We start from the raw sequence: 13110 nt of genomic DNA on the forward strand, positions 1-13110 counted from the left end.
AGTTGCTAGAGAACGTATGTTAACATTCTACTATTCTAACTATACCATAATTGCGGAGGTAGAGAGAAAAACTACGCCTATTCCTGTAGTTTTTCTAGTATTAAATCAAGCTCCGGATCCGATTCCGGAAATGCTAGATTCATGCTCTCAAGTGCTTCTACCGCGATTTGCAGCACAGCCCAATCCCGGTACCAGCGGTGATTAGCTGGCACTATGTACCATGGTGCTGATTCAGAGCTGCAATGCTTAAATACGGCTTCATAGGCTTCCTCATATTCGGCCCATGACTCCCGCTCTACCAAATCATTCTTATCAAATTTCCAATGTTTTGTGGGGTCTGTCAGCCGATTCCGCAGTCTGGCAAGTTGGAAATCCTTCGAGATGTGGAGAAAAATCTTCACGATTTTCACGCCGCCGCTCTCTAGCAATTTCTCAAACCGATTAATATGCTTGAATCTGCTCTTCACTTCCTGCCCGCTAATCCAATTATGGACTCTCGTAATGAGCACATCTTCGTAATACGAACGAATGAAGGCTCCGATCATCCCTTTGGCAGGTGCAATCTGATGAGCGCGCCATAAGAAGTCATGCGCTGTTTCCTCTTCCGTAGGCGCACGGAAACTGTTTACCTTAAACCCCTGCGGATGCAAGCCGCCAAGAGCACGCTTAACTAAGCCGTCTTTACCACTGCAATCCATCCCCTGGATAACAAAGAGAACGGATTGCTTCTTCCCGGCGTACAGCTTATTCTGCAAAGCTTCCAGCTGCTCTTTCAAGCGCTCCATTTCAGCTTCTACTTCTTCCCTTTCATGTTGGGCCCCTGTATCATTTGGGTCGATACTCGCTAAACGAATTTTTTTACCATGTTCCAATTTAAAATGCTGGACTGGCATAGGCCGGCCTCCTCTAAGGATTGGGTGTAAGAACTGCCTTCAACTTCAGTATTGCCCGCTTCTGAATGCGGGAAACACTCATCTGGGAGATCCCTAGCTGATCCGCAATTTGACGCTGTGAAAGCCCTTCTTGATAGATGAGGTGAATGACTTTCTTCTCTTCCTCTTTCAAGCAGGTCATCGCCTCTTCCAAATCCATTCGTCGCTCCAGAGATTGATACTCGTCGGTCGAACCGGCAATCATATCACCAATCGTCGCACTATCCCCTTCACTATTAAGCGGCGTATCCAACGAGGTGTAGTGGTAATAGTCACGACCAGCCAGAATTTCTATGGTCTCTTCCGTGCTCAGCTCCAAATAAGCCGCCATTTCATCGATATTCGGCGAGCGTTCAAGCTTAACGGTGAGCTCATCCAAGGCTCTCTGGACAAGAGCCCCCTTTTCCTTAATTCTTCGTGGGACCTGTATGTACCATGACTTGTCACGCAAATAATTCTTCAGGTGACCGATCAGGCTTTTCATCGCATAGGCTTCAAAGGGAGTTTCCAGTGTACTATCGTACTGGGTGAACAGCCGCAGCAAGGACATCTGCCCGACTTGATACAGATCTTCATATAAATCAGGACGGCTCCGTGACATCTTGCCGACTGCCATACGAACGATAGGTTCATAGTGCAGCAGCAGTGCCGTAGCCGTCTCTTCGCATGCTGTTTCTTTGTAAATTTTCATTTTCAAATACATGTCATATAGAGGTTTGGAGGATGATGCATTCACATTCATACCATTTCCTCTTTTCTATTCATTTGCCCTATTAGCTGCTTCTTCAAAACAACCTGAGTACCTCTTCCGCTATCCGTTAGCACCTGCACATCATCCATTAAAGCCTGCATGAGGAACAATCCTAACCCCCCCACCGCCGCTTCATTAATGGATTTGTGATGCAAAGCAGCCGTCTCTGATTCGGCTTGCACGTAATGAAAGCTGTTCCCTTCATCCCTGACGCTAATTTGCAAAAAACCATCCTGCTGCTCGTACTGAATCTCAATTGTTCCTGACTGTCCTTGCTCATAAGCATGCAGAATGGCATTATTGCAAGCTTCTGCTACAGCTACTTTCATATCTTCAATATCTTCAAATGAGAAGCCCGCTTTCGAGGCTACACCGTATAAGGTAAGTCGAACAATATCTAGATATTCCGCCTGTGCGGGGATCGTAAGACCGATGTATGGGTTCATATTATTTCTTCTTTCCTTTCTGCTCTGCCTTGATTGTGAATTTGCAGTTCACCGTCCACCAAATAGCGGGTAACACCCGTGATTTCAAATAAACGCTGAATTCTGGCGGGAATATGCTGAATACGGAAGGATGCGCCCATCGCAGCTCTTACTTTGAGCACCGAAACGATCAAGCCGATCCCCGTGCTGTCAATATAGCGTAACTCTTTTAAATCTAACGTTAAGCTCTGATCGCCTAGGGAGACGACAGAATCTAGGACGGCCGCAAGCTCGGATGCTGCTGACAAATCAAGTTCCCCGCTTAAGTATATAATATTTTCTTCCCCATTCGATTGCTTATAAACCGTAAATTTGCGTATGTTCACAAAGATAGCTCCTCTCTATTTCATGCTGCCCATATGTGGTGTCTTTTTGGCTTTGAATTTTTTCCACATCTCCATCGAGACTGCTGCGCCCTGCAAAATGGTTTGCCATCTGCGGCTTAATGTCGGCGTATCCTTAGGCAACCGCGTTTGTTTCACCGCGTCGATGAAGCCTGTAGCTGATTGTTTCATAGAAGACGTAAGTTCGTGAACGACTTGACCGACGTCGTTCACTGAGCTGAATAGATGATTCAGCTTAGCCAGCTTCGCACGAACATCTATAGCCATCTCATTGGTATTGAGAATAACGTCCTGTACTTCGGAAGAAATCTGTGTGACCTCGTCCTTCATTTGTCCCATCGTCAGAGTGATCTGATCCAGGGATATCTTCAGTGATTTCAAGGTTTGAATCAAATAGAAGACAAGGAATACGAAAGCTATGGCTGCAAGGACTGCGCTAAGTTCGACTAACATGTCAATCACCCCTGTTCGCTTGATTAGTTTACTTGATTACTTATCGTTACCCGTATTTCTGAGGAATGAAACAGCCCCTCATCAATTTCCAGATGTTTCTACGTCTGTTTCAAAAGTGGAGCTTCCGGGTAAAGATGAGATAGGAACAATCAACAATCCTATAAATTGAATGGAGGAATTCCACATGGTGAAAACCGCTTTGAAAGAAAGTGCTATGACAGAAACGTTGGACAAGCAGGTAGCGAACTTCTCAATTCTATATATGAAGCTGCACAACTATCATTGGTACGTAAAAGGTGAGAATTTCTTCACCCTGCATCTGAAATTCGAAGAACTGTACGTAGAGGCTGCGCTGCATCTGGACGTCATCGCGGAGCGAATGCTTTCGCTGCGCGCCATACCAACAGCTACCTTGCAGGAGCATCTCGAGCTTGCTTCCATCAAAGAAGCGAGCAAAGGGGCATCCGCATCGGAGATGGTGAAGCAGCTGGCAAGCGACTTCACCTTGATCTGCACCGAGCTGACCGAGGGAATCGCGCTTGCCGAAGAGAGCAAGGATCAGCCGACAGCTGACATGCTGATCAAGATTCGCGCTTCACTCGAGAAGCACAGCTGGATGCTGGAATCTTTCCTCGGTCGCTAGGGTTCCGGGTTGAACGTAGTTCCCACAATCAAAAAGGGCTATCTCCATAAGGTCATGCCTGACCTTGTGAGATAGCCCCTTTATTTTATACATATTTGACGAGTGTGACTTCCGTCCCTTGCTCGGTGTTCACCGTCACTTCATCCATCAACGCTTGCATGAGATAAATGCCAAGGCCACCGGACTGCAGCTCGCTGACGGTCTGGCCAACCGGCGGTTCCGCCGACTGCTCTTGTTGACTCTGATAATCAAAGCCAGGGCCGTCATCTTTCACTTTCACAATCAGCCTGCCTTCACCGAGCTCATAGCTAATATAGATTTGCCCCAGAATGGCCGACGTCTCCCCATGAAGCACCGCATTGTTGCAGGCTTCCGAAACCGCTACTTTCATATCCTCGATGTCCTCATAGGAAAAGCCCAGCTTAGAGGCAACCCCGTAAAGACTAAGCCTGACGATGTCTAGGTACTCCGCTGCTGCGGGTATGTGCAGACGAACGACGTTCATGCGGTTCCTTCGATCCCTTCGTTAAGAAATCCGGAGATGCCTGTAAGGTCAAAAAGCCTTTTGATACCGGACGGAATATGGCGCACTGCGAACGGCGCTTTCAACTCATCCCGTATTTTCAAAGCAGAGACCACAATACCAATCCCCGTGCTATCGATATATGTTAACTCACCTACGTCTAGAATTAATGCTTTGTCAGTCCTATGAACAACCGCCTCAAGCGCATGACGGAACGTTAAAGCCGCTGCCAAATCGAGTTCACCACGGATATGAAGCTGTATAGATTTCTCCAATTCTTCTTGATCAACTTGGAACTTTTCAACAGACATGAGCCACACTCCTTCTATGTGATTTGCTCCCTCAAGTGTAACAAGAGCCTAACCTTTATACAAGCTTTATGGCCAAAAGCCTGACATGTCAGGCTTTTCGCAGACATGCAACGAAGCCGGCCAATCCGGCCAGCCTCCTCTTACAACACTCCGCTCTTCTCCGCTACAAAAGGATGGGCGTATTCACCGCAAATGATCGCCCCCTGCTCCACCATAACCTGTTTGTCCAAAATAACCCTGTCCAAATAAGCGCCTGCCTGGATGATGCAATCCTGCATGATCACGCTGTTTTTGACATGTGACCCCGGATGAACGACCACCCCCGGGAACAAGATGCTATTCTCCACGTAGCCTTCTATTCGGCAACCTGGCGCGACGAACGTATTGCGAATCAAGGCTTGCTGATGGCAAGCGATCGCAGCCTCGTCCTCTTTTCGCGTATACACAGATTCTTGATGCTTCATGAACTGCCTCCATCCTTGCGGCTGCAGAAGCTGCATACTGTGCGCATAGTAGCTGTCGACGGAATCCATGATCGCCATGTAGCCATGGTTGGCATAACCCTGTACATGAAGCTGGGTCAGCTGCTCCCAAATAACCTGTTTCAGATCCATGTCTTTTCCCGGCTTCATGCTCATCTCAATGAGATCAATCAACAGCTTTCGCTCCAGTACCATCGTATCCAGATCAATGTTTTGCGGGGCGAGACTCGGCATCGCATGGTAGGTGGGAGCGGCACGAACGACGCGGCCTTGATCATTCATCTCTAGGCTATAAGCATGTCCAATATGCGCATGGCGGTCCATCTCGGTCAAATGTTTGAAGAGCGTCGTAATCTCCGCTCCACTGCTGAGATGGTAATCGATCATTTGATCATAATGAGAATGATAAATAATCCGGCTGGATGCAAGCAAAACGTACTTCTCAGCTCGCGATTTCAAGTAAGCTAGATGGTTGTCCAATTGAGGCTGGTTGCCGTGCTGGGCAGTCAGCGTGTGCAGCGCCTCCAAACCGTAATGCTGCCCGTTTCCGATATGATGGAGCAGCGATTCCGCCTTCGGAGTCGCCAGCACCACCACCTCATGAATACCTGCGTTGCTCATATTGGAAAGGGCAAAATCTGCTAACCGGTAGCGACCGGCAAAAGGCACCGCGCCTACACACCGGTCACGGGTAAGTGTAGACAAATCACTTTGTTCGTTCATGAGATTAATCAAGCCAAGAACATTCTCCATACGGCATTCCTCCTCCGAATTCTGCTTGGTCAGAAAAACTAGACGAGTGCTTAAACGAAATTCAGCCGCGTACCGGTCAATTTAGCAGGTATGGAGGCTGGGTAGTGACGGCCAATCACGGATCTCTCACCGACAACCGTAACTCCTGGATTCCCCGGTTTGCCTACAATAGCGCCATCTTTAATAATCGATCCTTCCCCGATAATGGCATTAAGGATAAGTGCATGCTTCCCGATCTGAACGCCGGGCATAATGACGCTGTTCAGCACCCGGCTATGCTCGCCAACCGTCACACCATCGAAGAGCACCGAGTGGCTGACATTCCCGTAAATAGAGACACCGTCTCCAATTTCGGCATTATTGACCCGCGCGTCAAGCGCCACTTCGCTTTTGGGGAGATCCCGCTTTGCCGTCCATACTGGCCATGCCTCCTGATTCATTTGCAGCCTCGGATAATAACCAAGTAAATCCATGTGAGATTCCCACAGGCTTTCTATCGTACCGACGTCCTTCCAGTATCCTTCAAATGGATAGGCCGATACATGCGCCCCAGCAGCCAGCAGGCCGGGAATAATGTCATGGCCAAAATCATGGCTCGAAGCCGGATTATCTGCATCCTGCTCCAGACAGGACTTCAGGAACTCCCAGTTAAATACGTATATCCCCATGGAGGCCAAGTTGCTGGCTGGTTTGAACGGCTTTTCCGCAAAAGCGGTAATCCGGTGCTGCTCATCTGCGCTAACAATCCCAAACCGGCTGGTTTCCTCCCATTTCACAGGCATAACCGAAATCGTAGCATCTGCACCGGTTGCCTGATGATGTTCCAGCATCGTCCGATAATCCATGTTATAGATATGATCGCCTGAGAGGATTAACACATAGCTCGGGTTATGCTTCTGCAAGTAAGCTAAGTTTTGATAAATAGCATCTGCGGTTCCTTTATATGCATTAGGTGCCCCGGCTTGCCGTTCCAGGATAGAGATGCTGCTATTACCGCTGTTACCACCTTCCACCTGCCAAACGTCCCCGCTCCCGATGTGCGCATGCAGAACAGCCGGCTTATACTGCGTCAGCACACCAACCGTACCGATCCCTGAATTACGGCAATTGCTTAAGGCAAAATCAATCATGCGGTATTTCGCTCCAAAATGAACGGCTGGCTTCGCCATATACTTCGTTAACGGGCGAAGCCTGCTGCCTTCACCGCCAGCTAACAGCATAGCCACACATTCCTGCTTTTTCATCATCATCTCATCCTTCCATTTGGTTTTTTTTGAAAATGACAGCCGCCAGTGGCGGTATCGTTACCGTAATACTGTAAGGTTGGTTCTGACACGACCACTCTTCCGCAGTCCGTGCAGACTCGTTAATCACGCCCGATCCGCCGAAATCTGAGTGATCACTGTTCAATACTTCGCGGTATTGCGCAGGCTCCTTAACCCCGATGCGATAACCTTCGTGAGTCTCAGGTCTGAAGTTGCAGACCATGATGAGAGCTTCGTCCTCCTCCCCTTTCCGGCCAAACAGCACCAATCCATCAGCCTTATCCTCAAAATCAATCCCTTCAAACCCGTCAGGCGCGTAATCCCGCTCCCACAGAGCCTTCTCCGATATGTAAAAATGATTCCATGTTTTCACAAAATGTTGGAACTGTTCATGTTCACGATCCTGCAGAACGTCCCAAGAAAGTGCAGCTTCCGAGTCCCAATCCTGCTCCTGGCCGAACTCGCTGCCCATGAATAGGAGTTTTTTACCTGGATGCCCGATCAGATAAGCGTACAGCACACGCAGATTGGCAAATCGCTGCCAACTGTCGCTTCCCGACATTTTACCCAGCAGAGATTTATCAGGATGGGCCATCTCATCATGCGCATAAGGGAGGATGTAATTCTCATTCCTCGGCAGCTGCAGCGACTTTGTCAACTGCGGCTCCAGTCCGCTGCGCTGCTCTTGATTCTTCTTCATATAATCGAGTGTGTTCCACGTAAAACTTAAATCCCACTTGTAATTAAAACCTAATCCTCCCTGCTCAACCGGCTTCGTTACTCCCGGGAATGAACTGGAGTCCTCCGCCATCATCAAGGCGTTCGGGTATCTGGCGAATATGACGGCATTCAGCTTTTGGAGAAAAGCTATGCCTTCCAAATTTTCCTCGCCACCCTCGTTATTCGTGATGCGGTCTTCTTCCGACCTGTCGAAATTCAGCGTCAGCATACTGTACACCGCATCGACGCGCAAGCCGTCAATATGATAAACATCCATCCAGAACAAAGCATTGGAAATTAAAAAGCTATGCACCTCAGGTTTCCCATAATCGAAAATATGAGTCCCCCACGTCGGATGCTCACCTTTGCGGCTATCCGCATATTCATAAAGCGGTACGCCATCGAATCGGGATAATCCATGAGCGTCTTTGCAGAAATGCGCCGGGACCCAATCCATAATGACGCCGATCCCCATCTGATGGCAGCGATCCACCAGATACATGAATTCCTGCGGTGTGCCAAAACGGCTAGTCACCGAGTAATAACCTGTTATCTGATAGCCCCAGGATTTATCCAGCGGATGCTCCATAAGCGGCATAAGCTCGATGTGGGTAAAGCCATGCTCCACAACATAGTTGACCAACTCGTTAGCCAATTCACCATAACTGTAGAAACCGCCGTCCTCCTTGCGCTTCCAGCTGCCCAGATGCACTTCATAAATCAGAAGCGGCTGCTGTAAAAATTGGTGCGAGGTCTTCCTTGCAAGCCAATCTTCATCCTGCCAAGCGTAACCTTCCAAGGAAGTTACAATGGAAGCGGTTCCCGGTCTAAGTTCCGAAGAAAACGCGTAGGGGTCTGACTTCAAATAACAATCATCGTCTGGCGTAATGATTTCGTATTTGTATAAAGTACCTTCCTTCAATTCGGGGATAAAAAGCGACCACACACCATCTGACACCGCCATCGCGTGATTTCGGCCATCCCAGCCGTTGAAGCTGCCCGATACGTTCACTTGCTTCGCATTTGGCGCCCAAACAGCAAATTGGACACCCCTCACAGCATCTCTTTCTTCCAAGTGAGAGCCCAGAAACCGGTAACTTTGATATTGCGTACCCTCATGAAACAGATATAAAGCGTCCGAACTGGGTGACGATGTCATCGTTGTCATCCATTTTCCTCCCCGCCATCGAATGATTTCATACCTCTTATTACCCCCAATCCCGCCTATTGAAACAAAAAATGCACAAGTTGCCCATTTTCTGGGACGAACTCGTGCATGTATCCTTTTTGTATACATAAGTGACACTTACGAAATGCTGATCATGACCAGGCACATGTCGTCCTGTGGAGCCCCGCTTTTGTCATGCGGATAGACGCGCTCCACTAGCTCCTCTGGGTCGTGAGCGCTGCCAGAAGACTGCAAACCTTGCCGTATTTTCGCGATACCGTCCTGCTCCTCATCATCCAGCCATTCCGATAGACCGTCTGTGAATAGAACAATACGTGCTTCTTGCTCATAACGAATGACACCTTTCGTCACTTCAATTCCCTCAAAGAAACCAATGGCGCAGCACCCTTCCGTCAACAGCTTCACCTCGCCGTCGAGCATCGCAATGCCAGCCGGATGCCCCGCATTCACATACTCAATCGTCCGTTCATCCGTATCGAGCACCATATAGATCGCCGTAAAATAATAATTGATCAAACTGTCCGATTGGTGCAGCTGATTCATCCGTCCGTTCAGCTCGCGCATCACACCCTCCGGATCGCAAATATGCGTAATGGTATCCTTCAATGCCGAGTAAATATACATACATACTAAGGAAGATGAAATACCGTGCCCCATCATATCCAGCAAAATAACCCCATACCGATTCGGCCCAATCGGATACCACGCGTAGAAGTCCCCCGCCAATTCCGACGATGGCTTATACACCGCAGAGATGCGGATATCTTCCTCCTCTATGGGGTTGCTGAGCACGCTGCGCTGTACCTGTTTCGCCAAATCCAACTCATATTTAATCCGCTTATCCCGCTCTTTGTGCCAATCCTTCTCATATTTCAAACGGAGCGTCGAACGGATTCGGGCGAGCAGCTCCACCTTATTAATCGGCTTCATCACATAATCAAGCGCCCCTGCATCCAAAGCCTCAGCGAGCTTATTGGAATCCCCCATCGCCGTCACGAAGATAATCGGAATATCCCGCAGCCTCTCATCCGCTTGAATCGTACGGCAGGCCTCTACACCATCGATTTCCGGCATCATCATATCCATTAAAATAAGATCTACCGGCACCTCCGCTGGACTGGGTGAATGCATATCTAATAATTGATACAGCTCTTTTGCCGAGGACACCATTTGGAGATCTGTGTATCCGGCTTTAAGCAGAATTTTTTCGATAATTAGTAAATTTGTCGCGTTATCGTCCACAATGACAATACCCATCGTCATAACCCCTTTCGGGTAAAAGTTAACTGGAACCCTCACCTAGTTTACCATATTTTAAAAACAAACAGCTTCCCTATGTACTACCCGCCTGCGAAAGTTTCAATCATTACCAACGGACCTCCACGCATAAAAAATACCTTCCCTGTTTCAAAACCACGGAATAGGGTTACATCCTAGTATAAGGCATGACCCACTATACCCCAATCGAAGGAGAGATGACTCATGAGTGAAACTGTCGAAACAAACAGAAGCGGACTATTGTTAGGCCTAGTAATCGGTGGTGCGGTAGGCGCTGTAGCCTCATTGTTATTAGCCCCGAAAAAGGGAGCAGAGCTGCGAGACAACCTCACAACAACATATCGGAATTTATATGATAAAACAAACGAATTTGCCGCAGCTCTAGGACAAAAGACGAAGGAAATGGCTGCCAAAACCGGTGACAAAACCGAAGAGATGGCGGAAAAGATGAGCGATAAAGTGCAGGACATGGCCGAAATGACAGGTGATAAGGTGCAGGAATTTGGTGAAAAGGCAAGTGACAAAGCACAGGAGTTTGGCGAGCGAGCTAGGGACATCAGCGAACAAACTAGTGAGAAAGCAAAAGACATTGGCGAGAAGGCTAGTGAAAAAACGCGGGACTTCGCTGAGAAAGCGAGTAGTAAGGTGCAAGAGGTTGCCGCCCCTTTGCAGTCGACGAAACCGGAGTACTCAAGCAATCGGCACTAAACTCGTTAGCCACCTTTTGAAAGGAGTGATCTGAAATGGATAAAGGCATGCTGCATCGACAGCTAACCGACCTAGGATTAGAACGTGTGAAATATACGGAGAAGGCCGTCTATCAATACAATATTTATAGTGAGGCTACAGCAGCCTCCTATCCGCTTACATTGATAATGCTCACCTCCGAGCTTGGAAATACCACTGTGCACTTCCATGAGGCTGACTTTCCGGACCATAAATTCGTTCCGCTGGAAGTCCGCCGGGCCGCCCTGGACAAGCTGATCGAACTTGAAAGGCTGTGCAACGGTTCCTCTGGTAAAACCTTGGAGGAAGCCAATAACAGCTCCATGGCCCAGGATTTGGACGAGATCAAGAAGCTCGGCAATGAAATGAAGCACATGAAGACCAACAGTGAGCTGATCGAGAAGAATCTGATTCCGGATCCGATTCAATAAAAAAAGGTTGGACAGGACAATCCTCCTGTTCAACCTTTTTTGTTTCCAGACGTCTTCATGATCCAAAACAATTTTTTCATATGAGAACTCGCAGAAACCTAACTTTTAGGAGCGCCGCCATAGATTAACGGGAGATACTACCGCTATTTAATTGAGTAACACAGCTACTGGGTGAATACATGGAATTTCTCCTGTTAATGGAGAAGATTGAGCCAGAAGTAGATGAGTTGGAATGAATTAACGGTATTTCTTCCAGTTATCTGTTTTTTCAAACCGGAATTGCATTAATAACGGGAGTTTTTCCCGTTAATCTTAAAACAAATATAAAAAGAGGCCGTCCCAAGTCATCTTATGACCGCGGGACAGCCTCATTTTTATTTCGGCTGCACCATATCCTCCGGCCGTACGTAAGTGTCGAACTGCTCCGCCGTCAAGTAGCCGCTGCGAACAGCTGACTCCTTCAACGTCAGCCCTTCCTTGTGGGCTTGCTTCGCAATGCTGGCCGCTTTCTCATACCCGATATACGGGTTGAGCGCAGTAACCAGCATGAGCGACTGCTCGAGATTGCGCTGAATCACCTCGCGATTCGGCTCCATCCCCACGAGGCAGTTATCGTTGAACGAGCGCATGCTATCTGCCAGCAGCCGCACGGACTGCAGGAAGTTGTGGATGATGACGGGCTTGAACACGTTCAGCTCGAAATTGCCCTGGCTGGCGGCGAAGCCGATGGCCGCATCGTTGCCCATCACCTGGCACACGACCATCGTCATCGCTTCGCTCTGGGTCGGGTTGACCTTGCCCGGCATAATCGAGGAGCCGGGCTCGTTCTCTGGGATCGTAATTTCACCGATCCCGCAGCGGGGACCGCTCGATAGCCACCGCACATCGTTGGCTATCTTCATTAAATTCGCCGCGAGCGCCTTCAGCGCGCCGTGAGCGTACACGATCTGATCATGGCTAGTCAGCGCATGAAACTTGTTCGCCGCCGAGACGAAGCGTGTGCCCGTCTCGCGCGAGAGCTCTTCGGCGACCTTAGCGCCGAACTCCGGATGCGCGTTCAGCCCGGTGCCCACCGCGGTGCCGCCTATGGCCAGCTCGCGCATCGTATCGACGCTGCTGCGCACCATGCGCGCGCTCTGCTCCAGCATCGCCCACCAGCCGCTGATCTCCTGTCCCAGCGTCAGCGGGGTTGCGTCCTGCAGGTGGGTACGGCCGATTTTGACGATGGAGGCATAGGCCTCCATCTTGCTGTGCAGTGTAGCCTTCAAATGCTCTATCGCAGGCAGAAGCTCTTCCTCCACCGCGAGAACGCCGGCAACGTGCATCGCGGTAGGGAACGTATCGTTCGAGCTCTGCGAACGATTCACGTCATCATTGGGATGGATGCGCACCCCATTCCCGAGAAATTCGCTGCCGCGATGCGCAATCACCTCGTTGACGTTCATGTTCGACTGCGTTCCGCTGCCAGTCTGCCAGACAACGAGCGGGAACTCGCCGCTCAAGCGGCCCTGCACGATTTCGTCCGCCGCTTGCGAGATAGCCTTCGCCTTCTCCGGCGTTAACCCGCCAAGCTCATAGTTGACAAGGGCAGCCGCCTTTTTCAACAAAGCAAAAGCCCCTATCAATCGCTCCGGCATCCGCTCGGTTCCAATTTTAAAATTCTCAAAACTGCGCTGCGTCTGAGCCCCCCACAACTTATCCACAGGTACTCTGATTTCCCCCATCGTATCTCGTTCAATCCGGAATTGCTGCTCCAATCTAATCTTCCTCCTTAGTAGGCGCTGACCGCCAATACCTTCTGTTAACCAGCCAATAGCTAGCGTC

15 protein-coding genes are annotated in these 13110 nt (G+C 49.2%); 3 read left to right on the forward strand and 12 right to left on the reverse strand.

Features of this window, described 5'->3' with window-relative positions:
- Positions 1 to 77: 77 nt before the first annotated feature.
- Genes AC58VC_RS29365 through AC58VC_RS29385 form a run of 5 tightly spaced genes read right to left on the reverse strand, consistent with a single transcriptional unit; the run spans position 78 to position 2965 of the window.
- Positions 78 to 893 (reverse strand): PPK2 family polyphosphate kinase, encoded by an 816-nt coding sequence (locus AC58VC_RS29365; RefSeq protein WP_497374056.1) that lies wholly within the window; start codon positions 891 to 893, stop codon positions 78 to 80.
- Positions 894 to 906: 13 nt separating this feature from the next.
- Positions 907 to 1674, reverse strand: coding sequence for a sigma-70 family RNA polymerase sigma factor (locus AC58VC_RS29370; protein WP_497374058.1), 768 nt, complete (start codon positions 1672 to 1674; stop codon positions 907 to 909).
- Positions 1671 to 2129: an anti-sigma B factor RsbW gene (gene rsbW / locus AC58VC_RS29375; RefSeq protein WP_497374060.1), complete on the reverse strand. Its 459-nt coding sequence runs from the start codon at positions 2127 to 2129 to the stop codon at positions 1671 to 1673. Before rsbW (AC58VC_RS29375) ends, AC58VC_RS29370 begins: the two co-directional genes overlap by 4 nt.
- Positions 2126 to 2494 carry an STAS domain-containing protein gene (locus AC58VC_RS29380; protein WP_497374062.1) on the reverse strand — a complete coding sequence of 123 codons (369 nt, stop codon included), beginning with the start codon at positions 2492 to 2494 and terminating at the stop codon, positions 2126 to 2128. Before AC58VC_RS29380 ends, rsbW (AC58VC_RS29375) begins: the two co-directional genes overlap by 4 nt.
- 15 nt (positions 2495 to 2509) lie before the next feature.
- Positions 2510 to 2965, reverse strand: a complete 456-nt coding sequence (locus AC58VC_RS29385; RefSeq protein WP_497374064.1) for a DUF948 domain-containing protein — start codon at positions 2963 to 2965, stop codon at positions 2510 to 2512.
- Between the two features lie 184 nt (positions 2966 to 3149).
- Between AC58VC_RS29385 and AC58VC_RS29390 the strand changes: the two genes are divergently transcribed.
- The gene (locus tag AC58VC_RS29390) at positions 3150 to 3608 is read left to right on the forward strand and encodes a Dps family protein (RefSeq protein WP_497374066.1); all 459 of its coding nucleotides are present in this window, start codon (positions 3150 to 3152) and stop codon (positions 3606 to 3608) included.
- An 85-nt stretch (positions 3609 to 3693) separates the two neighbouring features.
- Here AC58VC_RS29390 and rsbW (AC58VC_RS29395) read toward each other — a convergent pair whose 3' ends face one another.
- The 6 genes from rsbW (AC58VC_RS29395) to AC58VC_RS29420 all read right to left on the reverse strand — a co-directional run bounded on the left by rsbW (AC58VC_RS29395) (position 3694) and on the right by AC58VC_RS29420 (position 10108).
- Positions 3694 to 4113: an anti-sigma B factor RsbW gene (gene rsbW, locus AC58VC_RS29395; RefSeq protein WP_497374068.1), complete on the reverse strand. Its 420-nt coding sequence runs from the start codon at positions 4111 to 4113 to the stop codon at positions 3694 to 3696.
- Complete coding sequence (locus AC58VC_RS29400) at positions 4110 to 4442, reverse strand: STAS domain-containing protein (RefSeq protein WP_145667817.1); 333 nt, start codon at positions 4440 to 4442, stop codon at positions 4110 to 4112. Before AC58VC_RS29400 ends, rsbW (AC58VC_RS29395) begins: the two co-directional genes overlap by 4 nt.
- A gap of 140 nt (positions 4443 to 4582) precedes the next feature.
- Entirely contained in the window at positions 4583 to 5677 is a 1095-nt protein-coding gene (glgD, locus tag AC58VC_RS29405) for a glucose-1-phosphate adenylyltransferase subunit GlgD (protein ID WP_497374070.1), read from the reverse strand.
- Between the two features lie 50 nt (positions 5678 to 5727).
- A complete protein-coding gene (locus AC58VC_RS29410) occupies positions 5728 to 6921 on the reverse strand; it encodes a glucose-1-phosphate adenylyltransferase (RefSeq protein ID WP_497374072.1) in 1194 nt (397 codons plus the stop codon).
- A gap of 7 nt (positions 6922 to 6928) precedes the next feature.
- The gene (gene glgB, locus AC58VC_RS29415) at positions 6929 to 8830 is read right to left on the reverse strand and encodes a 1,4-alpha-glucan branching protein GlgB (RefSeq protein WP_497374074.1); all 1902 of its coding nucleotides are present in this window, start codon (positions 8828 to 8830) and stop codon (positions 6929 to 6931) included.
- A 138-nt stretch (positions 8831 to 8968) separates the two neighbouring features.
- Positions 8969 to 10108, reverse strand: coding sequence for a SpoIIE family protein phosphatase (locus AC58VC_RS29420; protein ID WP_497374076.1), 1140 nt, complete (start codon positions 10106 to 10108; stop codon positions 8969 to 8971).
- Between the two features lie 225 nt (positions 10109 to 10333).
- Here AC58VC_RS29420 and AC58VC_RS29425 point away from each other — a divergent pair, with 225 nt between their 5' ends.
- Positions 10334 to 10837, forward strand: coding sequence for a YtxH domain-containing protein (locus AC58VC_RS29425; protein ID WP_497374078.1), 504 nt, complete (start codon positions 10334 to 10336; stop codon positions 10835 to 10837).
- 35 nt (positions 10838 to 10872) lie between these two features.
- On the forward strand, positions 10873 to 11286 hold the full coding sequence (locus tag AC58VC_RS29430; RefSeq protein WP_497374080.1) for a hypothetical protein: 414 nt from the start codon (positions 10873 to 10875) through the stop codon (positions 11284 to 11286).
- Positions 11287 to 11660: 374 nt separating this feature from the next.
- Here the strand turns inward: AC58VC_RS29430 and fumC are convergent, their stop codons facing one another.
- Positions 11661 to 13043: a class II fumarate hydratase gene (gene fumC, locus AC58VC_RS29435; protein ID WP_497374082.1), complete on the reverse strand. Its 1383-nt coding sequence runs from the start codon at positions 13041 to 13043 to the stop codon at positions 11661 to 11663.
- Between the last annotated feature and the right edge of the window lie 67 nt (positions 13044 to 13110).

This window comes from Paenibacillus sp. J22R67, from assembly GCF_059692175.1.